Raw genomic sequence first — 20,886 nt, 5'->3', positions numbered from 1 at the left:
CTCTTGTTTTATGCATGTCGTTATCGCAAAACCGCTGCACACTTTTGCGCGGCATGCATCAGCCAGTCAGGGCGACGTCACCGTCAGATGGCCTTTCATGTTGGGATGGAAGCGGCAGAAATAATCTACCGATTCCGCCTTCTTCACCGTCAGGCTCGATGCCTTCTTCGGCGGGATCATCACTTCCCAGGCGCCGTTGACGGTTGCCGTGTGGGCGAACACGTCCTTGTTCACCCACTTGATCGTGTCGCCGACCTTCGCCTCGATCTTTGCCGGCGAAAACACAAGGTTCTCGATCGTCACCTCGATGGTTTCGGCCTTGGCCGGCGCGGCACCCATGGCCAATGCCAGCGCAACCCACAGATGCCGCCTCGACATCATTGGCCCTATCCTCACTTCAGCATGCCGGCGACGTGTTCGGCGTGCTGTTCGTGGCCCTGGAATATTTTCAGGCCGGTTTCCAGCAGGCTCTTCAACTCGGCATTGCTGGCCGACGGAATCAGCAGTGTTTCGAGCGCGCCATTGACCTGCTTGTGGTAGGCCACTTCGCTGGCGACATAGGCCTTGTCGAACGCCGCACCCTTGAGCTTGGCAAGCTTGGCACGTTCCTCTGCCGCTGCCTTGGTCAGCGCCTTGCTGGTCGGATTGTCCTCAGGCGTGACCTTGAGCTTCTTGACCAGGTCGAGAGCCTGTTTGTTGACAGCCTCGTGATCTCGCACCATGTCCTTGGCGAAATCCACGACCTCCTTGTTCTTCGATTTCTTCAGCGCCTGCTTGGCCGCCTCGACGTCAAGCACGCCCGCTGTGTAGGCGATATGTGCGATCTGCGGATCGGTCGGTTTGTCGGCAGCTTGCGACAAGGGCGCTGTGCTAAGCAGGAAAACTGCGGCCAGTGCCGTGGTCGATCGAATAAACATGATGCTCTCCTTCGCCCCGACGCGGAACTGCATCGGGCTTCGTTTCAGTGATGCTCATTGGATGCAGGTCGCCGCCAAACGTTCCCGCGAAAATCGGCGCGGCCTATCCGGAAAGACCAAGCCGCTGCATCACGGCATTGGTCAGCCGTTCGCAGCGCCGGCCCGCGAAGGGAAAGGCGTCGAGCAGCACCGGGCCGATCTGGTCGTCCAGCGCCTTGCGCACCAGCGCGCGGGCGCGGTGCAGCCGGGTCTTGATGGTTTCTGGCCGCACGCCAAGCAGTTCGGCGGTCTCCTCGATGCTCAATCCCTCGATGACGCGCGCCACGAACACCATCCGGTAGACATCGGGAAGACTGTCGGTTGCCCGTTCGACAAGCTCAAGGATCTGCCGTTGCGCCATCGTCCGCTCCGGATCGTCGCTCGGGTTGAGGGGAAACCGGATGATTTCGGCTTGCGGGTTTTCAGGCATCGCTACCATTCGCCGCCTTTTGCGCAAGCGGCCGAGCGCTTCGTTGATGACGATACGCGACAGCCACGTGGCGAGCGAGGCATCGCCGCGAAAGGCCTCGAGATGGGCAAAGGCGCTGACATAGGCCTCCTGGACGATGTCCTCGGCCTCGCTGTCGTTACGCACGACGCCTCGGGCGATGCGGTAGAGCCTTTGGTTGTGCGTCTTGATGATGGTGCGGAATGCATCGCCATCATGTGCCAGCGCGCGGCCGACAAGCTGCATGTCGCCGGAAGCGGCGGGCGTTGCCGTCAACGCAGCAGGCATGGCCGATCTCCTGATAGGCTTCTCATCGCGCCATTGGATGCATCGGCCGACAAAAGGTTCCCGACCGATCCCGCCGGCCAGCCTCAATCCGTGTCAAGGACTGGCAGAGGCTATTCTACCGCCTTCACCACACCGCCGCCTCTATTTTGTAGACCGTTTCATCGGCCGATCGGTCGCCATGATATCGCTCAGGATCGCAATTTTTCCAGGCTGTTACGCCGATTTTCTGACCTCAGTATGAAAAGGTGCTGGCTCAGGCCTCAGCGGCCGCCGCCAGCCCGCGCGCCAGGTCGGCCTTCAAATCCCCTACATCCTCGAGCCCGATCTGCAAGCGCACCAGCGGCCCGTCATACGGGCCCTTGGCGATGGTGCGGTCGCCAAGGAATACCGGCACGGCAAGGCTCTCATAGCCGCCCCAGGAATAGCCGAGGCCGAAAAATTTCAACGCGTCGAGGAAGGCGTGCTGCTGCTTTTGTCCACCGCCCGCAAGAACGATCGAGAAGATGCCGCTCGATCCGCAAAAGTCGCGCTTCCAAAGATCATGGTCGGGATGGCTGGGCAGCGCCGGATGCAGCACCTGCGCCACGCCCGGCTGGCCCTCCAGCCAGCCGGCGAGGGCAAGCGCGCTCTTTTGATGGTGCTCCAGCCGCACGCCCATGGTGCGCAGGCCGCGCAGCACCTGGTAGACGTCGTCCGGCCCCGCGCAGCAGCCCATCGTGTTGAACGTCTCGCAAAGCTGCTTCCAGCAGTCCGCATTGGCCGACACGGTGCCGAGCAGCACGTCGGAATGGCCGGCCGGGTATTTCGTCGCCGCGTGGATCGAGATGTCGACGCCATGGTCGAGCGGGCGAAAGTAGAGCGGCGTCGCCCAGGTGTTGTCCATCATGACGATGGCGCCGACGGCGTGTGCTGCCTTGGCGATGGCCGGTATGTCCTGCACCTCGAAGGTGTTGGAGGCCGGCGATTCGGTGAGTACCACCTTGGTGTTGGGCCTGAGCAGCGCCGCAATGCCGGCGCCGATGCGGGGCTCGTAATATTCGACCTCGATGCCCAGCCGCTTCAGCATCGTGTCGGCGAAATTGCGGGTCGGATGATACACGGAATCGACGATCAGCAGATGATCGCCGACCGACAGGAAGGCGAGCAGCGGCAGCACCACGGCCGCCAGGCCGGACGGCACCGCGACCGTGCCGGCGGAGCCTTCCAGCGCATCGATGGCGCTGGTCAGCGCATCGGTGGTCGGGGTGCCGCGCGTGCCGTAGGTGTATTTCTGGCTGCGCGCCGCCATTGTCGCGGCATTGGGATAGAGCACGGTCGAGGCATGCACGACCGGCGGATTGACGAAGCCGAAATAGTCATGCGGGTTGTTGCCGGAATGGGCGAGCCGCGTGTTGATGCCCATCTCGCTGCCGTCTTTTGCCATTGCTTTTTATCCCATGAGTAGGTCGTTAGCCATAGTGCGGCGGCATTGGCCGCGCAACCGCACCGCACTCGCCAGGCCAAGGTCTTGAATATGCCAATTCAGCAATGCGCCGTAGATCCTCTGGACGGCTGCCAGGTGCGCTTGGCAAGTCACGGTCCGACTTTGCCGGCTTTATTGGCGCGCTGACCAATTTGCGAGCGCGTTTGTCTGCAATTTCAGGCATTTCAGGCGGTTGGTTTTCAAAGTCTTTCGGATTTGGTCATTTCCCTTGACCTCACAGGAATAATCGCCTTCGATGTTGTTCGTGAATGGGAGGCAGCGCGTCGGTTACGATGCGGGATTCCGGTAATGGGCCGGGATACATAGCTGCGTTCACACGGGAAAAAGTCAGGTTCGCCTGGAAAAAACAGAAAAGGGTCTGTGGGTCATGAAACACATTGCAATCGGCGTTTTGGGCGCCGCCGCGTTTGGATTCGCGGCTTCGGCGGCTTCGGCGGCCACGCTCGACGATGTCAAAGCGAAGGGCTTCATCCAATGCGGCGTCTCGACCGGTCTGGCCGGCTTCTCGGCGCCGGACGACAAGGGTGAGTGGCAAGGCATCGACGCGGACTTCTGTCGCGCTGTGGCAGCCGCCGTGTTCGGCGATGGCACCAAGGTGAAATTTACGCCGCTCAGCGCCAAGGAGCGGTTTACCGCTCTGCAGTCGGGCGAGATCGACATCCTGTCGCGCAATACCACCTGGACCATCAATCGCGACACCGCACTCGGCCTGAACTTCATCGGCACGACTTATTATGACGGCCAGGGCTTCATGATCAACGCCAAGAAGCTACCGGGCGTGAATTCGGCGCTGCAACTTTCGGGCGCGGCGGTCTGCGTGCAGAGCGGCACCACGACCGAGCTCAACCTTGCCGACTATTTCAAGTCGAACAAGATGGAGTACAATCCTGTCGTCTTCGAAAAGCTGGAAGAGGTTAACGCCGCCTATGACGCCGGCCGCTGCGACGTATACACCACCGACCAATCGGGCCTCTATGGCATCCGCCTGACGCTCGGTGCGCCGGCCGACCACGTCGTGTTGCCCGAGATCATCTCCAAGGAACCGCTTGGGCCGGCTGTACGCCAGGGCGACGACCAATGGTACCACATCGTCAAGTGGACCTATTTCGCGTTGCTCGACGCCGAGGAACTCGGCATCACCAAGGCCAATGTCGACGAGATGAAGAACTCGGACAGTCCCGAGATCAAGCGCGTGCTCGGCCAGGAAGCCGACACCAAGATCGGCACCGATCTCGGCGTCTCTAACGACTGGGTCGTCAACATCGTCAAGGCCGTCGGCAATTACGGCGAGATGTTCGAGCGCAATGTCGGCTCGGGCAGCCCGCTGAAGATCGCGCGCGGCATCAACGCGCTGTGGACCAAGGGTGGTCTGCAATACGCTCCGCCGATCCGCTGATTGAAAATGGATCCGGAAGGCAGATCGTCTGCCTTCCGGTCTCTCTTTCCAGGGGACTGTCGAATGGCATCGCAGGAAGTTCTTCGCGAGGAGCCAAGCCGCGGTTCCTTCATCAATGATCCTCGCGTCCGCGGCATATTCTTTCAAGCACTGGTCCTCGTCCTGCTGGTGGCGGGGGTCTGGTGGGTTACCCACAACGTCATCGTCAATCTGACGCGCTTGCACATCGCCTCCGGCTTCGGCTTCCTCAAGGGCCGCGCCGGTTTCGACATCAGCGAAAGCGCCATCGCTTATTCGTCGGATTCGACTTATTTCCGAGCCATCCTGGTCGGCTTCATCAACACCGTGATCGTGGCCGTCGTCGGCATCATCACCGCCACCATTATCGGTTTCATCGTCGGCATCGGCCGACTGTCGCGCAACTGGCTGATCAGGAAGATCTGCACGGTCTATGTCGAGGTCTTCCGCAACATCCCGCCGCTGCTGGTCATCTTCTTCTGGTATTCCGGCGTACTCGCCGTGCTGCCGCCGCCGCGCGAGAGCATCAATTTGCCGTTCGGCTCCTTTCTCAACCAGCGCGGCTTTTATTTTCCGCGCGCTGTCTGGGGCGAGGGCTCCTGGCTGATCCTGGTCGCCCTGCTCCTCGGCATTGCCATGGCCTGGTTCGTCGCCCGCAAGGCGCGGCAGCGGCAGATGGCGACGGGTCAGCCGTTCCCGGTGCTCTGGACATCCATAGCGTTGATCGTCGGCCTGCCGCTGCTGGCCTACGCGCTGAGCGGCTTTCCTCTGAGCTTCGAATTCCCGAAACAATCGACTTTCAACCTGGTCGGTGGCTTTCAGGTCAGACCGGAGTTCCTGTCACTCTATCTGGCGTTGTCCTGCTATACGGCCGCCTTCATCGCCGAGATCGTGCGCGCCGGCATCAGGGGCGTCAGCACGGGCCAGACCGAGGCGGCCGCGGCACTCGGGCTGCGCTCGGGATCGATCCTCAGGCTTGTCGTCGTGCCGCAGGCGATGCGCATCGTTATTCCGCCGCTGACCAGCCAGTATCTGAACCTGACCAAGAACTCTTCGCTCGCCATCGCCATCGGCTATCCGGACCTGACGGCGACTGCCGGCACTGTCTTGAACCAGACCGGGCAGGCGGTCGAAGGCGTGGTGATCATGATGGCTGTCTATCTCGCGCTCAGCCTGATCACGTCGGCGATCATGAACGTCGTCAATGCCAGGATGGCGCTGGTGGAGAGGTAGGGCCATGCAGGAACACGACATGTCCTGGGTGCGGACGGAGATGACGCTGGCGCAGCCGGCGCCGTCGAGCGAGCGTGGCCTCACCGCCTGGATCCGCAAGAACCTGATTGCCACCACGGGCGACACCATCTTGACCATCGTCGGCATCGCGCTGGTTGCCATGATCCTGCCGCAGATCGTCAATTGGGCTTTCATCAACGCCCAGTGGACGGGACCGGACCGCACGGTCTGCGCCACCGTGGCGCAGGGCGGCATCCAGTCGGACGGCTGGACCGGCGCCTGCTGGGCTTTCGTCAACGCCAAGTTCGGCCAGTTCATGTTCGGCACCTATCCTGTCGAGGAGCGTTGGCGGCCGATCGTGGTGGCCATCCTGTTCGTGGCACTGCTGGTGCCTTTGCTCATACCGCGCGTACCGCGCAAAGGGCTGAACGCCATTCTTCTCTTCCTGGCGCTGCCGGTCGTCGCCTTCGTTCTGCTGGTCGGCGGCATGTTCGGCCTGCCGCATGTCGAGACGTCGCGTTGGGGTGGGCTGCTGGTGACGCTCAGCCTGTCCTTCGTCGGCATTGCCGTGTCGCTGCCGATCGGCATCGTGCTGGCGCTCGGCCGGCGCTCGAACATGCCGATCGTCAAGCTGCTGTGCGTGATCTTCATCGAGACGGTACGCGGCATCCCGCTGATTACGGTGCTGTTCTTTGCCAGCGTGATGCTGCCGCTGTTCCTGCCGGCCGGCGTCAGCTTCGACAAGTTCCTGCGCGCGCTGATCGGCGTGTCGCTGTTTGCCGCCGCCTACATGGCCGAAGTGGTGCGCGGCGGCCTGCAGGCGATCCCCAAAGGCCAGTATGAGGGCGCCGATTCGCTCGGCCTCAGCTACTGGCAGAAGATGGGTCTGGTCGTCATGCCGCAGGCGCTGAAGCTGGTCATTCCCGGCATCGTCAACACCTTCATCGGCATGTTCAAGGACACCAGCCTGGTCATCGTCATCTCGATGTTCGACCTCCTCGGCATCGTCAAGCAGAACTTCTCCGACGCCAATTGGGCGACGCCGCAGACGGCCAGATCCGGCCTGGTGTTCGCGGCCTTCATCTTCTGGCTGTTCTGTTTCGGCATGTCGCGCTATTCAATGTACACGGAACGCCGTCTCGACACCGGCCACAAACGCTAAAAAAGGGGACCTTGTCATGGCCATAGAAAACGCCGTCAGCGCGGAAGAGATCAAGGTCAATGCCGCCAAGATGCACATTTCCACCACCGATGTCGCCATCGACATCATTGCCATGCACAAATGGTACGGCGAATTCCATGTGCTGAAGGACATCAATCTAAAGGTGATGCGCGGCGAGCGCATCGTCATCTGCGGCCCGTCGGGCTCCGGCAAATCGACGATGATCCGCTGCATCAACCGACTGGAGGAACACCAGAAGGGCAAGATCATAGTCGACGGCAAGGAACTGACCAACGATCTGAAGAAGATCGACGAGGTGCGCCGCGAGGTCGGCATGGTGTTCCAGCACTTCAACCTGTTCCCGCATCTGACCATTCTGGAAAATTGCACGCTGGCGCCGATCTGGGTGCGCAAGATGCCGCGGAAACAGGCCGAGGAAATCGCCATGCATTTCCTCAAGCGCGTCAAGATCCCGGAACAGGCCAACAAATATCCCGGCCAGCTTTCCGGCGGCCAGCAGCAGCGCGTGGCGATCGCCCGCTCGCTGTGCATGAACCCGCGCATCATGCTGTTCGATGAGCCGACCTCGGCTCTCGATCCGGAAATGATCAAGGAAGTGCTGGAGACGATGGTCGGGCTGGCCGAGGAGGGCATGACCATGCTCTGCGTCACCCACGAGATGGGCTTTGCGCGCAAAGTCGCCAACCGGGTGATCTTTATGGATCAGGGTCAGATCGTCGAGCAGAACACGCCGGCCGAGTTCTTCGACCACCCGCGCCATGAGCGCACGAAGCTGTTCCTGTCGCAGATCCTGCACTGATCCTGTACGCCGGTTCGGGACAAGACCGGCGGACCGGCCCTCTGCCTTGCTCGGGCCTTACGCGTATTCGACGAGCGGTGATGCTCGGGAGGATCTGCCCTTTGTTCGATGGCGAGCATCGGCAATTATTTTAGCACCCACAATCCTGCGACGATTGCCGCATATCGTGCAGCCTTGCCCAATGCGACAAGCATCACGAATACGCCGAGATGCATGCGGGCCGCGCCTGCCGCGACAGTGAAGGCGTCCCCGACGACCGGCAGCCAGGCGAATAGGAGCAGCCACGCGCCAAAGCGGCGAAAGCTCCGGCTGGCCCGCTGGTATCGTTCACGGGTGATGGGAAACCATCGCCTAGATTGCAGCGTATCGATGCCACGCCCCAGCGTCCAGTTCACCACCGAGCCGAGCGTGTTGCCGATTGTGGCGACCGCAAGCAGTAGCACCGGATCGCCACGGCCGCCGGCGATCAAGCCGGCGAGCACAACTTCCGACGAGACCGGCAAGATGGTTGCGGCTAGGAATGCGCTGGTGAACAGGGCGCCATAGATTGCCAGTGCAGCCACGTCGAGCGACCGGCTAGGCCTGCACGTCGACGACGCCCATCATGCCGAGCTGCTCGTGCTCCAGGATGTGGCAATGATACATTCTCCGCCCGGGGCGATCCTGGCGCAGCAAAAGCCGCATCGTTTCGCCGCGCGCCACGTTGACCGTGTCCTTCCAGGCGAGATAGGCCGGTTTCGAGACCTGCCCACCACGTTCGTGCTCGACCACTTGGAACTGCGTCCCATGAACATGGAACGGATGGTCCATGTCGGCCTTGTTGACGATTTCCCAGAGCTCGACCTGTCCTGTTTTCGACACCACGTCGATGCGGCCCATGTCGAACGCCGCGCCGTTGATCAGGAAGCCCATCTGCATATCCGTCGCGCTCATCGTCGTCGTTTCGGTGAACACGAAACGCCGGCTGACGGCAGGGGTGCCAAGTTGCGCAATTGGTCGAAGCTTTTCCGGCAGCGGAGGAAACGTCTCTGCAGGCGTGTCCAAAACATTGACCGTAAGCAATGTCAGGCCTGCATCGGCGGGGCGGCCTGCGCCCATCCAGCCGCGATCGTAGTCGAGCGTGCTCAGGGTGACGGGGCCGCGCTTCTCAAACGAGACGATCAGTTCAAGGCGTTCCGCCGGGCTGAGCAGGACATCCTTGGCTGCCACCGGCGCCTCCAGCAGACCGCCATCGGTGCCGATGATCGTCATGGGTGCGCCGTCGAAGGAGAGCCGCAAAAAGCGCGCGTTAGTCGCGTTGTAGAACCGAAATCGCCGCTTTGTTCCAAACGGGACGGATAGCGCGGGATTTTTTTGTCCATTGACCAGCACGTGATCGCCGACGCGCCCGTTCATCAAATCGACCATGGTGTTGTCCGGCATGGTGCCGTCGGCGGCAAGGCGAAGGTCTGTGAACATCAGCACAGTGTCGCCATACTCGGCCGGGATCGGGTCCGCCTTCGGCTTGACCACGAACGCGCCGGCAAGTCCGCGATAGACCTGCTCGGCCGTCTTGCCGTGCGGATGCGGATGATACCAGTACGACCCCGCGCTTCCTTCGGGCAGTTCGAAGCTGTAGGTGCGCTCCGTGCCCGTCGCAACGGGGTCCATAGGATTGCCATCCTGGTCAGCTGGAACCGGCATGCCATGCCAATGGATGGTGCTCGTCTCTTCAGGAATTCGGTTCGTGAATGCAATCTCGACACGGTCGCCTTCAGTCACCTCGATCAATGGCCCCGGGCTCATACCATTGTATCCAAGGATTGGCGTGTCGAGCCCTTCTGCAAAGCGAACCATGGCGGGTTCAGCCGTGAGGTTTGCTCTGAACAGGCGGGGCGCATTGGCTTCATTGGCTAGCAGCGGCAACTCGCGCAACGCCTGGCCCTCAGGCAGCATGGTCGCGCTTTTTGGTGCCGCGCCCATGTCGTGGCCCGCGTGCCCCATATCCATGCCGGGCATCTCGTCCATCTTCATCTGGGCGATGGCGCGCGGGCTGGCGAGAACCGTGGCAACGCCTGCCGCCAGAAAACAGCGTCGATCCATGTGTTGTCTCCGAGATTAAGGTCACGCGCGTCGGCACGCGGTGTAACTCACGTGGCACGCTCCGTAGCCAGGTTGACACTAGCCTCGGTCACGTCATGCCGCCGTCTTCAGCGCCTTTCAAGCGGGCGACACAGGAGGCGGAGGTCATGCCCTCGATCCCAATCTGAATCGCGGGAGCGGAAACAGGCTCGGCTGGGGTTATGAGCGACGGCGTTCATGGGTTTGCAGCTCCAACTGGGTAACTGCGACACGATAAAGGTTCCCATCACGGGAAGGTCAAGGGGCAAATTTCGAGCGCTGCTTCGGCACCACAGCGATGATTTGAGCTGGCTCAAAAGCCCTTGACCTTCCTGTGATGGGAAGCCCCATGACAACCCCACTAGAGGAGAGCCGCAATGATAAGACTGACAGTTCCGGAAATGAACTGCGGGCAGGCGTCATCAGATCAGTCGGTTACAACGAAAATTGGCCTGCCTGAACAGCGTACGGTCGGCGCGGATCATAAGCGCGCCAGCCGCGTTTGTTGCCATTAGGAGTTGTATAACAAGCCGAGTGGGCGAGTGCGGCGATAGGTCAAGGGTTCATCCTGATGCTCATCCAACCGATCGATTATTTCCTCGTCGTCTGGTTCGCGCTGGCGCTGGCTTCGACGCTTTATGTCGGCTTCGACCAATATCGCAACAATCCCGAGCCGGTGGTGATGAAATGGGGCTTCATCCTGGTCACCCTCTATATGGGTCCGCTCGGCTTGCTGCTTTATGTGCTCGCGGACAAGGAGCCACGGCCGGGCGAGCATGATGTGTTCACCCGGCCGCTCTGGAAGCAGGGCGTCGGCTCCACCATCCACTGCGTCGCCGGCGATGCCACCGGCATCATTCTTGCCGCCGCCGTCACGGCGGCGCTCGGCCTGCCGATGTGGATCGACCTGATCGTCGAATATCTCGCCGGCTTTGCCTTCGGCCTGTTCATCTTCCAGTCGCTGTTCATGAAATCGATGATGGGCGGCACCTATTGGAAAAACGTACGCAAGAGCTTCCTGCCCGAGTTCATCTCCATGAACTTCATGATGGCCGGCATGGCGCCGGTCATGAGCTTCCTGATGATGGGCCGCGACATGCGCGCGATGGAACCGACGGAGCTGTTGTTCTGGGGCGTGATGTCGATCGGCGTCATCGCCGGCTTTGCGCTTGCCTACCCGGCCAATGTCTGGCTGGTCGCCCGGGGGCTGAAGCATGGGCTGATGACACAGCGCGCGCAGGCAGCCGGCATCGATGGTCGAGAGCAGCCTGCAACGAGGCAACATGCGCAGATGCAAATGCAGCAGGCCGACGCCAGTGGCCATCGCGGACAGCGCCACGATATAGCTTCCCACAAAGGCAAAGGCGGCGGCCATCACATGGAGACAGATGCCACAACGCCGCAGGTGGCTGCCCTGGGTGCCGTCTCCCTGCTGGCGCTCGCCATCGGCATGATCGCGCCGGCGAACTGGCTGAACCTGACGCTGTCGGCACGCGACGTCGGCGGGGTGATCATGCCGCGAGGCATGATCATGGATCGCGACACGCCGGCTGATACGATGCGCGACATGGCCGCTACCGATCCACGCCTCGTGGCCGCCTCTTATGGCCTGACGGCAAGGGGCGACCAGGAACTGCCGTTTCGGATAGAGAATGGCATCAAGGTGTTCGAGCTCAGGCCTTCAGTGGTCCGCTGGCAGATCCTGCCGGACGTCGCGGTCGACGCCTATGCCTATAATGGCCAGATTCCCGGCCCGCGAATTCACATTCGCCAGGGCGATCGGGTCAGGATCAACGTCACCAACGGCCTGCCTGAGGAAACGACGGTGCATTGGCATGGCTTGATCCTGCCGAACCAGATGGATGGGCCGGCCGAGATCACCCAGGCGCCGATCGAGCCCGGCCAATCCTATTCATACGAATTCACCGCAACCCAGCACGGAACCTATTTCTACCACCCCCATGCCAAGCCGGACCGGACCCAGGCGCTCGGCCTCTACGGTGCGCTGATCATCGATCCCGCCAATCCCGCCGACGAGGTCGCGGCCGACCATGATTACGTCATCCAGCTTCAGGAATGGCTGGTGCGGGAAGGGCTGACCTACCCGTCGATGCCGATGGACGGCGGCATGCCGAATTTCTTCACCATCAACGGCAAGGCCTATCCCTCGACCGAGACGATCCCGATGAAGGTCGGCGACACGCTCAAGGTGCGGTTCATCGGCACCAACAACGGCTTCATCCATCCGATGCATATCCATGGCGGACCGTTCGAGGTCGTTGCCCGCGACGGCGAGACGGTCCCCGCTTCGGGTCGTTTCCTTGCCGATACGATCAACGTCGGGCCGGGTCAGCGCTACGACGTGATCTGGAAGGCGCAGCGTCCGGGCAAATGGCTGATCCATTGCCACATCCCGCATCACACCACGAACAACAATGTCGAGGAGAAGGGCGGCGGCGGGCTGATGGTCGTGATCGATGTGACATGACCGGCGTCGCCTTGGCGCGTTCCATCCGCTGCACCGGACCGGACACCATGCAGTGGCTGAAACCATATTTTCTCTTAAGCTGATGTGATCTGCCAGACAGCGACGCCGGCAAGGGCGAGACCGGCGGCGCCCTCGATGGCCCGGGAGATGGTTTCGAACAGCCGTGGCTGGCGCGCGAAAAACTGTACAAGCCGTTCCCGAAACACGATCGACAACACGGCGACGCAGGACAGCGTCAGCGCCACGCCGACCATCATGGTGATGGCAAACAGGACGCCCGCTGCCGGAACACCCCTGGACATCGCGAAAGTCATAGCGAAAAGCGTAAGCGGACATGGGATCAGGCCTGCCATGACGCCGACAGCCTCGCCCTCGTGCCTGTGGTGATGGCTGTGGCTCAAAGCGCGCCAGAGCATCCAGACGCCAATGAGGCCGAGCAGCCCGCGACTGATGTGCTCCAGAAGCGGAGCGCGGCCGACGCTGCCCAATGCTATTGAGACCAGTGGCAGCGAGAGAGCCGCAATCAGAACGGCAATCGTCACATGCGTGAACGATAGCGTGATAGATACGAGCAGACCACGCGAGACCTTCGCATCCGAACCGGCAAGATACGTCGCCAGGACGGCCTTGCTGTGCCCCGGCGTCAGCGCATGGGCAGCCCCGAACACGACGCCCATCGGCAGGAAGGCCATGAACGCCAGCCAATTGCCTCCGGCCGCAAGCAGCTTGATCTGTTCGCCGAGCGTCAGATAGATCGTGCGCTGAAATTCGACGAGCGTCTGGAACATCGGACGAGACTAGCAGAAAATCGGCGAGCGTCAGTGCATGTGGCCGTGGTGATGCGTGTGCTCGTGAGGATGGTCGTTCTCTCCACGTTCCGTTGAAAACTGCACATTCGCCTCAGCCAGGGCCGGCATATGCTGGGATAGTTCGTCCTTCAGCGCTGCGGCGATCTTGTTCGCCGCCGACAGCGGCAGGGTTTCGTCCGCGGCAATTGCGATGTCGGCGTGCAATCTATGACCGATCCAGCGCGCCTTGGCATCGACAATGCGCGCGCCCGGAACATGCTCGGCGGCATGTCGGATTTCGTCTATCACACCGGGTTCGATTCCATCCAGCATGCGGGTCAGCACCGAGCGGGCCGATTGCCAGACGATACCGAAGATCGCAATCGTGATCAGCAGGCCGACGATCGGATCGGCCAAGGAAAAGCCGAACCAAACGCCGATGGCTCCGATGACCACGGCAAGGCTGGTAAGTCCATCTGTGCGGGCGTGGTAGCCGTCGGCAATCAGTGCCGCGCTGTTGATTTCGCGACCGACGCGGATACGGAACACGGCAACCGCCTCGTTGCCGAGGAAGCCGACAATGCCCGCCGCAGTCAGCCAGCCCAGGTGTGTCACCACTTGTGGATTGATCAGCCTGTCGATGGCTTGGTAGGCAGCGACTACAGCGCTGAACAGGATGATGAGCACGATGATGATGCCGGCCAGATCCTCGCCCCGGCCCAAGCCATACATGAAGATCCGCGACGGCTTGCGCCGCGCCAGAACGAACGCAATCCATAGCGGGATCGCCGTGGTCGCATCGCCGATGTTATGGATCGTGTCGGCCAGCAATGCCACGCTCCCCGACAACGCAACCACGACCATCTGCAATGCCGCGGTGATGGCCAGGATCACGAACGACCATTTGATTGCCCAGATGCCCCGGTCGGTGGTGGCAATTGTCGCGTCGATGACGCCATGGCTGTGACCGTGCGGACCGTGATCGCCGTGATGATGTGCGGCGTGCGAGCCGAACCCGAGCCAGTCCAGAATGCGGGCTACGATGGCATTCATAGATACTTCGCCAGCTGCTTGAGTTCCGCCAGCGAGTTGCCGCCGGTTTCCACGCTGTCCGTCAGGCAATGCTCGATGTGATCGTTGATCAGCTCGCGCTTGGCGCTGCTGATCGCTTTTTCGACTGCATGAAGCTGCTGCGCCAGGTCAACGCAAGGGCGATGCGCCTCGATCATCGCCAGCACCGCCGCAAGGTGGCCTTGCGCGCGCTTCAGGCGCTTTATGATGGAAGGATGCGAGGCGTGGAGGTGATCTGACATGCTTGAGCATATCCTCCCGGGGAGGATATGCGTCAAGCTCTAAGTCAGCTGTGCAACGTTCGGAGGGGCTTCACCTTGAGCATTGCTTGTTCTATGCCTTTCCCATGAAGAAGCTTGCCCGTTTTCTTGGCCTGCTGGTCGTTGCAGCAGTCCTTGCGGTGGCGCTGGGCACGCTGCTGCCGCGCCCGCTCTGGCCGGCGGCCGTTGCCGATCCGATCGGCACAAGCCACCGTATCCTGGTGCTGCAAAATCCGATCCACACCGACATCGCCATCCCGGTCGACGACGATGTGCGCCGGCGCTTCCATTTCCTGGTCGATGCCGGCATTCCAGCAGACATGGCGGAGGTCCGCTACATCGTCTTCGGCTGGGGCGGCCGCGCCTTCTATCTGGAGACGCCGACCTGGTCGGAGCTGAAGGCGGTGCCGGTGATGAAGGCGCTATCGGTCGATGCCTCGGCAATGCATGTCGACATTTCCGTCGACATCGCCGAGCCGCATCGCGACGTCGCTGCCTTCGACATCGGCGAGGAGCGGTTTACGGCGCTGCTCGATTACATTGCGGCAAGCTTCCGGCAGGGGCCGAACGGGGCCATCCCGATCGAGAGTGCGGCCTATTCCCGCTTCGATCGGTTCTTCGAAGCCAATGGTCATTTCAACGCGCTGATCGGCTGCAACACCTGGACGGCGGCGGCACTGCGCACGGCCGGGCTGCGCACCGGCTGGTGGGATCCGCTGCCGGCCTCGCTCGGCCTGTCGATGCGGCTTTACAATTGAAGAGGGTTCCGGCTGATCAACGCCGCGATCCTTCGCGCCCCCCTCTGTCCTGCCGGACATCTCCCCACGAGGGGGGAGATTAGCGGCTTCGGCGCCTTGCTAGGTCATGCAACCTTGAAGATTGGCGAAAGCCAATGTGATGGCCAATCTCCCCCCAAGTGGGAGAGATGTCCGGCAGGACAGAGAGGGGTGCTGTCCAGGGCGCTGTCCCTCCAGCCTGTCGTGCGTATCATCGCGCGCCATCGTCCAACGCCCGCCAGCCATAGAGCCAGTCGAGATCGGCGGCGAGTTTTTCGGGCGAGCGCATCGCCAGGAACAGGTTGCGGGCCATCGCCACCGGCCCGGCCGCATGCCAGGCGAGGCGGTTGACGACGCCGCGGCGGGCGACCTGGGCGACGCGCGGCCGCCGCGCCTGTTCCCAGGCGACAAGCGCGCTGCTGAGATCGGCAGGCGAGGTGGCAACCAAACCGGCAAGGGTTACCGCGTCCTCGATCGCCATCGCCGCGCCCTGTGCGGCAAACGGCGTCATCGCATGCGCCGCATCGCCGATCAGCGCGATGCCTTCCGGCGTCGTCCACCGCCGCTGCTCGACGGTGTGGATCGGCCATGCCGTCCATGGCGCGGCCTCGCTCGCCAGACGGACCAGCGCCGGCGCGGTACCGCGCATGGCGCTGGCGAGGATGGCGGGGTCGGCATGCCCCGACCAGCCCTCGGCGATGCGCTCGCCCTTTGTGAAGGCAGCGAGGTTGAAGGCAGTGCCACGGCTGACCGGATAGGCGACCATATGGAAGCCGGAATAGAGGAATGCAGTAACACAATCGGGCTCACCGATCGCCGCAAAGGTTTGTCCAGCGGGGCTGTCGGCGGCCACCGTGGCGCGCCAGGCAAGCTCGCCCGAAAACCGGCTTCTCCGGAAATCGGCTGCGTTGCGGGCAAGCGTTTCTCGCACCGACGACCAGACGCCATCGGCGCCGATCAAAAGACAGCCAGCCTCGACCGTGTCGCCATCAGCCGATGCAGTGACGGTAACACCTTTCGATCCGGCTGCGATGTCGGTCACCCGCGCGCCGGCGATCAGATCGATACCGGGCTGCTCCGAAACTCGCTGCATCAGCGCTGACTGCAGATCCGCGCGGTGGGCAACGAGATAGGGCGCTCCCCAGCGCGTTTCGGCCGCCTGGCCAAGCGGTACGCGCGCCAGCTTGCGCAGCGTGGCGGCATCCTTGAGCACGACCGCCTCCGGCCGCACCGCCGTCGCCAGCAGCCGATCGAGTACGCCGAGCTGCCGTAGGATGCGCGTCGCGTTGGGCGAAAGCTGGATACCGGCGCCGGCAGCCTCGAGGTGCTGCGCCTGTTCGAACAGTTTTGTCCGATAGCCGCGCTCGGCGAAGGCCAGTGCCGCGGTCAGCCCGGCGACGCCCGCCCCGGCGATGACCACCTGCCGGGACTGCGTTTCCTGCATCAGGGTTGTCGCGAAAGAATCAGGCGGCCTGGTCGAGATAGAGGCAGCCCGGCGGCTGCGTTTCCAACGCCTTCAGCTTCGGCGAATAGCGATAGAGCGTCGAGCAATAGGGGCAGACTTTTTCATTGTCGTCGCCCATGTCGAGAAATACATGCGGGTGGTCGAAAGGCGGATTGGCGCCGGTGCACATGAATTCCTTGACGCCGATGTCAATTGCCGGATAGCCCGCATCGTTCTGGAAATGGGGAATGGAACCGCCTGCCATCGTCGTCTCCTGATCTTGTCGATTGCATCTGGATCATAACCCGTCTCTTTGCAAGATCGATGAAATGAAACTGTCGCAAAAGCCTGTCAGAGGATAAGTTAAGCCGGTTAAGGCTATGGTCGTCGAACGGTGTGGGAAGAGCGGAAACCATGAACGAACTGAAGCCGGTGCAGAACGAATTCATCACCGTCGAGGCGGCGAGCCGCGAAGGCGGCAATCCTGACCGCTTCGTCAACCGCGAGTTTTCCTGGCTCCAATTCAACCGGCGCGTGCTCGAAGAGTCGCTGAACGCCAATCATCCGCTGCTCGAGCGTGTTCGCTTCCTGTCGATATCGGCCGCCAACCTCGACGAGTTCTTCATGGTCCGCGTTGCGGGTCTTGCCGGCCAGGTGCGCGAGGGCATCGTGCTGAAGAGCCCGGACGGACGCACGCCCGAGCAGCAGCTCGAACAATTGCTGCGCGAGGTCGAGCGCCTGCAGGAGGACCAGCAGAAAAGCCTTTCGGCGCTGATGCTGCTCCTCGACAAGGAAGGCATCGAGAGCATCACCCGCGATGCGCTGAGCAAGGACGAGAAGATCTGGCTCGAGGACCATTTCCAGGAGCAGGTATTTCCGGTGCTGACGCCGCTGTCGATCGACCCGGCGCATCCGTTCCCGTTCATTCCCAATCTCGGTTTCTCGATGGCGTTGCAATTGCGCCACCGTAAGAACGGCGAGGAAATGAGCGCGCTTTTGCGCCTGCCGGTGGCACTGAGGCGCTTCATCCGCTTGCCGGATCGCAAGCGCCATGTTCGCTTCATCCCGCTCGAGGAGGCGGTCGGTCTTTATATCGGCAAGCTGTTCCCGGGCTACGAGGTCAAGGGTTCCGGCACGTTCCGCATCATCCGCGACAGCGATATCGAGGTCGAGGAAGAATCAGAGGATCTGGTGCGCCTGTTCGAGACGGCGCTGAAGCGGCGGCGCCGCGGCTCGGTTATCCGGATCGAATTCGACCGGCTGATGCCGCCCGAACTGCGCGACTTCGTCGCCGGGGAGCTTGGCGTTTCGGCAAGCCGCATCAGCGTGCTCACCGGTCCGCTGGCGCTCAGCCAGATCTCGGAGATCGTCGCCGTCGCCCGCGACGATCTGAAGTTCACGCCCTACAATCCGCGCTTCCCCGAGCGCATCCGCGAGCATGGCGGCGATTGTTTTGCCGCGATCCGCGAGAAGGACATCATCGTCCACCACCCCTACGAATCCTTCGACGTCGTGGTGCAGTTCCTGCGCCAGGCAATGGCCGATCCGGAAGTGGTGGCGATCAAGCAGACGCTCTATCGCACCTCCAACGACAGCCCGATCGTACGCGCTTTGGTCGACGCCGCCGAGGCCGGCAAGTCGGTGACCGCGCTAGTCGAGCTCAAGGCGCGTTTCGACGAGGAAGCCAACATCCGCTGGGCGCGCGACCTCGAGCGCGCCGGCGTTCAGGTCGTCTTCGGCTTTCTCGAACTGAAGACCCACGCAAAGATGTCGCTGGTGGTGCGCCGCGAGGATGGCAGGCTGCGCAATTACGTGCATCTGGGCACCGGCAACTACCACCCGGTCACGGCACGCATCTACACCGACCTGTCCTTCTTCACCACCGATCCGACGATCGCGCGCGATGTCGCCCAGCTGTTCAACTTCATCACCGGCTATGCCGAGCCGGCCGAGCAGATGCGGCTGGCCATCTCGCCGTTTACGCTGCGCGACCGCATCCTCCAGCACATTTCGGATGAGATCAGCCACGCGCTGGAGGGCAGGCCGGCCCGCATCTGGATGAAGATGAACGCCTTGGTCGACCCGATCGTCATCGATGCCCTCTACGATGCCAGCCGCGCCGGCGTCGAGATCGATCTCGTCGTGCGCGGCATCTGCTGCCTGAGACCGCAGGTGCCCGGCCTGTCGGAGAACATTAGGGTGAAGTCGATCGTCGGCCGTTTCCTCGAGCACAGCCGCATCTATTGCTTCGGCAACGGCCACGGCCTGCCATCGGACGGGGCGATCGTCTACATCTCCTCGGCCGATCTGATGCCACGCAATCTCGACCGCCGCGTCGAGACCATGGTGCCGATCACCAATCCAACTGTGCACGAACAGGTGCTCGGCCAGATCATGCTTGGCAACATCATGGACAACCAGCAAAGTTTCGACGTATTGGCTGACGGAACCTCCCGGCGCGTTGTGCTGGAGGAGGGCGAGGAACCGTTCAACGCGCAGGAATATTTCATGACCAATCCGAGCCTGTCCGGACGGGGCGATGCGTTGAAGTCGCATGCGCCCAAGCGCATCGCGCAGTTCAAGCGCCGCAAGAAACAGAACGCAGCGACGGGCTGATGATTTCAGCGTCCCAGGGCCGGCTTCAGGACCGCCGACCGCTGTCCATCATCGATATCGGATCGAACTCGATCCGTCTTGTCATCTATGAGGGGCTGGCGCGCTCGCCGACCTTGCTGTTCAACGAAAAGATGCTGGCCGGCCTCGGCCGCGGCATCGTTTCGACCGGAAAGCTCGATCCCGAGGCGGTGACGCGCTCGATGGAAGAGTTCCGCCGTTTCCGCGCACTCTCCGACCAGGCCGGCGCCGAGCGCATGTATGTGCTGGCGACCGCCGCCGCTCGCGAGGCGGTCAACGGCCCCGACTTCATCCACCGCGCCGAGGATGTGCTCAAGACCGAGATCCAGGTGCTGAGCGGCCGCGAGGAAGCCCATTATTCGGCGCTCGGCGTCATTTCCGGTTTCCATCCGGCCAACGGCATCGCCGGCGATCTTGGCGGCGGCAGCCTCGAGCTGATCGATATTGACGGTGAGACGATCGGTGACGGCATCACGCTGCCGTTGGGCGGCTTGCGCCTGCAGGACATGGCGAAGAACTCGCTGACCCAGGCGGCAAGGATCACGCGCGAGCAACTGGCGCGGGCGAAATTGCTAAAGGGCGGGCAGGGCAGGACCTTCTACACGGTCGGCGGCACCTGGCGAAATCTCGCCCGGCTACACATGGAAATGACCAACTATCCGCTCGGCGTCATGCACCATTACGAGATCGGCATCGAAAGCGCCGCGAACTTCCTCCGGCAGGTCGCCAAGGCCGAGATCGACAAGATCAAAGGCATCGAGGGTATCTCCAAGAACCGCCGTTCGCTGCTGCCCTATGGCGCAATCGTGCTGCAGGAGATCATGGCGGCGATGCAGCCCTCGAAGATCATCGTGTCGGCGCTGGGCGTGCGTGAGGGCTTTCTCTATTCGCTGCTCGACAAGGCCGAGCAGAAAGCCGATCCGCTGATCTCGGCGGCGGAAGAGCTTGCCCGCCTGCGCTCGCGCTCGGTCGACCACGCGCATGAGCTTGTCGAGTGGACCGGCAAGGCGTTCGCCGCCTTCGGCATCGACGAGACCAGGGATGAGGCGCGCTACCGCCACGCCGCCTGCCTGCTCGCCGATATCGGCTGGCGTGCCCATCCCGAATATCGCGGCAAGCAATCGCTCAACATCATCGCCCACGCCTCGTTCATCGGCGTCGATCATCCCGGCCGCGCCTTCCTGGCGCTTGTCAGCCTGTTTCGCCACGAGGGCGTGTTCAATGAAGCCGCTCCGGAAATCCGCGGGCTGGCGACACCGCGCTATCTCGAACGGGCCCGCGTGCTGGCCGCGCTGCTGCGCGTCGTCTATTTGCTGAGCGCGGCAATGCCCGGCGTCATGCCGCGACTGAAATGGGAAAACCGCGGCAATGGCGTGCTGGCGCTGGTGCTGCCGGCAGCGCTGGCCGATCTTTACGGCGAGCGGCCCGCCGGCCGGCTGGCACAGCTGGCAAGGGTCACCAACCGCCGGCTGGTGCTGGCGGTCGAGGGCGGGCCCAGTGTTTCGGTGAAGTAGCTTCAGG

Annotated in this window: 19 protein-coding genes; 8 read left to right on the top strand and 11 right to left on the bottom strand. The window is 62.3% G+C overall.

Going from position 1 to position 20,886, the window contains the following annotated elements; translation table 11 throughout:
- Positions 1–66 precede the first annotated feature (66 nt).
- From NKJ55_RS28555 to NKJ55_RS28540, 4 genes are all read right to left on the bottom strand, one after another.
- Positions 67–378, bottom strand: a complete 312-nt coding sequence (locus NKJ55_RS28555; RefSeq protein WP_352452794.1) for a cupredoxin domain-containing protein — start codon at positions 376–378, stop codon at positions 67–69.
- 14 nt (positions 379–392) lie between these two features.
- Entirely contained in the window at positions 393–917 is a 525-nt protein-coding gene (locus NKJ55_RS28550; RefSeq protein ID WP_352452786.1) for a DUF4142 domain-containing protein, read from the bottom strand.
- A 103-nt stretch (positions 918–1,020) separates the two neighbouring features.
- On the bottom strand, positions 1,021–1,692 hold the full coding sequence (locus tag NKJ55_RS28545; protein WP_352452785.1) for an RNA polymerase sigma factor: 672 nt from the start codon (positions 1,690–1,692) through the stop codon (positions 1,021–1,023).
- Between the two features lie 253 nt (positions 1,693–1,945).
- Positions 1,946–3,115 carry a cystathionine beta-lyase gene (locus NKJ55_RS28540; protein ID WP_352452784.1) on the bottom strand — a complete coding sequence of 390 codons (1,170 nt, stop codon included), beginning with the start codon at positions 3,113–3,115 and terminating at the stop codon, positions 1,946–1,948.
- 427 nt (positions 3,116–3,542) lie between these two features.
- Here NKJ55_RS28540 and NKJ55_RS28535 point away from each other — a divergent pair, with 427 nt between their 5' ends.
- The 4 genes from NKJ55_RS28535 (at position 3,543) to NKJ55_RS28520 (ending at position 7,804) form a co-directional block, all read left to right on the top strand.
- Entirely contained in the window at positions 3,543–4,571 is a 1,029-nt protein-coding gene (locus NKJ55_RS28535) for an amino acid ABC transporter substrate-binding protein (RefSeq protein WP_254820740.1), read from the top strand.
- A gap of 63 nt (positions 4,572–4,634) precedes the next feature.
- On the top strand, positions 4,635–5,822 hold the full coding sequence (locus NKJ55_RS28530) for an amino acid ABC transporter permease (RefSeq protein WP_352452783.1): 1,188 nt from the start codon (positions 4,635–4,637) through the stop codon (positions 5,820–5,822).
- Between the two features lie 4 nt (positions 5,823–5,826).
- Entirely contained in the window at positions 5,827–6,984 is a 1,158-nt protein-coding gene (locus NKJ55_RS28525; RefSeq protein ID WP_352452782.1) for an amino acid ABC transporter permease, read from the top strand.
- Positions 6,985–7,054: 70 nt separating this feature from the next.
- Positions 7,055–7,804 carry an amino acid ABC transporter ATP-binding protein gene (locus NKJ55_RS28520; RefSeq protein WP_031212005.1) on the top strand — a complete coding sequence of 250 codons (750 nt, stop codon included), beginning with the start codon at positions 7,055–7,057 and terminating at the stop codon, positions 7,802–7,804.
- A gap of 125 nt (positions 7,805–7,929) precedes the next feature.
- Here the strand turns inward: NKJ55_RS28520 and NKJ55_RS28515 are convergent, their stop codons facing one another.
- Both NKJ55_RS28515 and NKJ55_RS28510 read right to left on the bottom strand, forming a co-directional pair.
- Complete coding sequence (locus tag NKJ55_RS28515; protein ID WP_352452781.1) at positions 7,930–8,367, bottom strand: YqaA family protein; 438 nt, start codon at positions 8,365–8,367, stop codon at positions 7,930–7,932.
- A 13-nt stretch (positions 8,368–8,380) separates the two neighbouring features.
- Positions 8,381–9,886: a multicopper oxidase family protein gene (locus NKJ55_RS28510; RefSeq protein WP_352452780.1), complete on the bottom strand. Its 1,506-nt coding sequence runs from the start codon at positions 9,884–9,886 to the stop codon at positions 8,381–8,383.
- Positions 9,887–10,475: 589 nt separating this feature from the next.
- Between NKJ55_RS28510 and NKJ55_RS28505 the strand changes: the two genes are divergently transcribed.
- On the top strand, positions 10,476–12,392 hold the full coding sequence (locus NKJ55_RS28505) for a multicopper oxidase domain-containing protein (protein WP_352452779.1): 1,917 nt from the start codon (positions 10,476–10,478) through the stop codon (positions 12,390–12,392).
- A 74-nt stretch (positions 12,393–12,466) separates the two neighbouring features.
- On the opposite strand, the gene NKJ55_RS28500 is transcribed toward NKJ55_RS28505, so the two are convergent.
- From NKJ55_RS28500 to NKJ55_RS28490, 3 genes are read right to left on the bottom strand one after another with little or no spacing between them, the layout of a single operon-like run.
- Positions 12,467–13,180, bottom strand: a complete 714-nt coding sequence (locus NKJ55_RS28500; protein ID WP_352452778.1) for a HoxN/HupN/NixA family nickel/cobalt transporter — start codon at positions 13,178–13,180, stop codon at positions 12,467–12,469.
- Positions 13,181–13,210: 30 nt separating this feature from the next.
- Positions 13,211–14,233 carry a cation diffusion facilitator family transporter gene (locus tag NKJ55_RS28495; protein ID WP_502904522.1) on the bottom strand — a complete coding sequence of 341 codons (1,023 nt, stop codon included), beginning with the start codon at positions 14,231–14,233 and terminating at the stop codon, positions 13,211–13,213.
- Entirely contained in the window at positions 14,230–14,493 is a 264-nt protein-coding gene (locus tag NKJ55_RS28490) for a metal-sensing transcriptional repressor (RefSeq protein ID WP_352452777.1), read from the bottom strand. Before NKJ55_RS28490 ends, NKJ55_RS28495 begins: the two co-directional genes overlap by 4 nt.
- Positions 14,494–14,597: 104 nt before the next feature.
- On the opposite strand from NKJ55_RS28490, the gene NKJ55_RS28485 reads away from it, so the two are divergent.
- A complete protein-coding gene (locus NKJ55_RS28485) occupies positions 14,598–15,269 on the top strand; it encodes a TIGR02117 family protein (RefSeq protein ID WP_352452776.1) in 672 nt (223 codons plus the stop codon).
- Between the two features lie 229 nt (positions 15,270–15,498).
- On the opposite strand, the gene NKJ55_RS28480 is transcribed toward NKJ55_RS28485, so the two are convergent.
- Entirely contained in the window at positions 15,499–16,731 is a 1,233-nt protein-coding gene (locus NKJ55_RS28480; protein WP_352452775.1) for an FAD-dependent monooxygenase, read from the bottom strand.
- Positions 16,732–16,750: 19 nt separating this feature from the next.
- Entirely contained in the window at positions 16,751–16,996 is a 246-nt protein-coding gene (locus NKJ55_RS28475; RefSeq protein ID WP_023677627.1) for a zinc-finger domain-containing protein, read from the bottom strand.
- A gap of 149 nt (positions 16,997–17,145) precedes the next feature.
- Between NKJ55_RS28475 and NKJ55_RS28470 the strand changes: the two genes are divergently transcribed.
- A complete protein-coding gene (locus tag NKJ55_RS28470; protein WP_352452774.1) occupies positions 17,146–19,347 on the top strand; it encodes an RNA degradosome polyphosphate kinase in 2,202 nt (733 codons plus the stop codon).
- Positions 19,347–20,879: an exopolyphosphatase gene (gene ppx / locus NKJ55_RS28465; protein WP_352452773.1), complete on the top strand. Its 1,533-nt coding sequence runs from the start codon at positions 19,347–19,349 to the stop codon at positions 20,877–20,879. The genes NKJ55_RS28470 and ppx overlap by 1 nt, the downstream gene beginning before the upstream one ends.
- The last annotated feature ends 7 nt before the right edge of the window (positions 20,880–20,886 follow it).

This window comes from Mesorhizobium sp. M0106 (genome assembly GCF_040322715.1).
In the GTDB taxonomy this organism is placed as follows: domain Bacteria; phylum Pseudomonadota; class Alphaproteobacteria; order Rhizobiales; family Rhizobiaceae; genus Mesorhizobium.
The sequence above is the reverse complement of the archived record's forward strand: the minus strand, read 5'-3'. Positions and strand labels throughout refer to the sequence as shown.

Bases quoted from the DNA above. Each gene is read 5' to 3' on its own strand.
- NKJ55_RS28480 (WP_352452775.1), bottom strand. From the start codon at position 16,731: ATGCAGGAAACGCAGTCCCGGCAGGTGGTCATCGCCGGGGCGGGCGTC.
- NKJ55_RS28555 (WP_352452794.1), bottom strand. From the start codon at position 378: ATGTCGAGGCGGCATCTGTGGGTTGCGCTGGCATTGGCCATGGGTGCC.
- NKJ55_RS28520 (WP_031212005.1), top strand. From the start codon at position 7,055: ATGCACATTTCCACCACCGATGTCGCCATCGACATCATTGCCATGCAC.
- NKJ55_RS28475 (WP_023677627.1), bottom strand. From the start codon at position 16,996: ATGGCAGGCGGTTCCATTCCCCATTTCCAGAACGATGCGGGCTATCCG.
- NKJ55_RS28495 (WP_502904522.1), bottom strand. From the start codon at position 14,233: ATGAATGCCATCGTAGCCCGCATTCTGGACTGGCTCGGGTTCGGCTCG.
- NKJ55_RS28505 (WP_352452779.1), top strand. From the start codon at position 10,476: ATGCTCATCCAACCGATCGATTATTTCCTCGTCGTCTGGTTCGCGCTG.
- NKJ55_RS28535 (WP_254820740.1), top strand. From the start codon at position 3,543: ATGAAACACATTGCAATCGGCGTTTTGGGCGCCGCCGCGTTTGGATTC.
- NKJ55_RS28530 (WP_352452783.1), top strand. From the start codon at position 4,635: ATGGCATCGCAGGAAGTTCTTCGCGAGGAGCCAAGCCGCGGTTCCTTC.
- NKJ55_RS28485 (WP_352452776.1), top strand. From the start codon at position 14,598: ATGAAGAAGCTTGCCCGTTTTCTTGGCCTGCTGGTCGTTGCAGCAGTC.
- ppx (WP_352452773.1), top strand. From the start codon at position 19,347: ATGATTTCAGCGTCCCAGGGCCGGCTTCAGGACCGCCGACCGCTGTCC.
- NKJ55_RS28540 (WP_352452784.1), bottom strand. From the start codon at position 3,115: ATGGCAAAAGACGGCAGCGAGATGGGCATCAACACGCGGCTCGCCCAT.
- NKJ55_RS28470 (WP_352452774.1), top strand. From the start codon at position 17,146: ATGAACGAACTGAAGCCGGTGCAGAACGAATTCATCACCGTCGAGGCG.
- NKJ55_RS28500 (WP_352452778.1), bottom strand. From the start codon at position 13,180: ATGTTCCAGACGCTCGTCGAATTTCAGCGCACGATCTATCTGACGCTC.
- NKJ55_RS28510 (WP_352452780.1), bottom strand. From the start codon at position 9,886: ATGGATCGACGCTGTTTTCTGGCGGCAGGCGTTGCCACGGTTCTCGCC.
- NKJ55_RS28545 (WP_352452785.1), bottom strand. From the start codon at position 1,692: ATGCCTGCTGCGTTGACGGCAACGCCCGCCGCTTCCGGCGACATGCAG.
- NKJ55_RS28525 (WP_352452782.1), top strand. From the start codon at position 5,827: ATGCAGGAACACGACATGTCCTGGGTGCGGACGGAGATGACGCTGGCG.
- NKJ55_RS28490 (WP_352452777.1), bottom strand. From the start codon at position 14,493: ATGTCAGATCACCTCCACGCCTCGCATCCTTCCATCATAAAGCGCCTG.
- NKJ55_RS28550 (WP_352452786.1), bottom strand. From the start codon at position 917: ATGTTTATTCGATCGACCACGGCACTGGCCGCAGTTTTCCTGCTTAGC.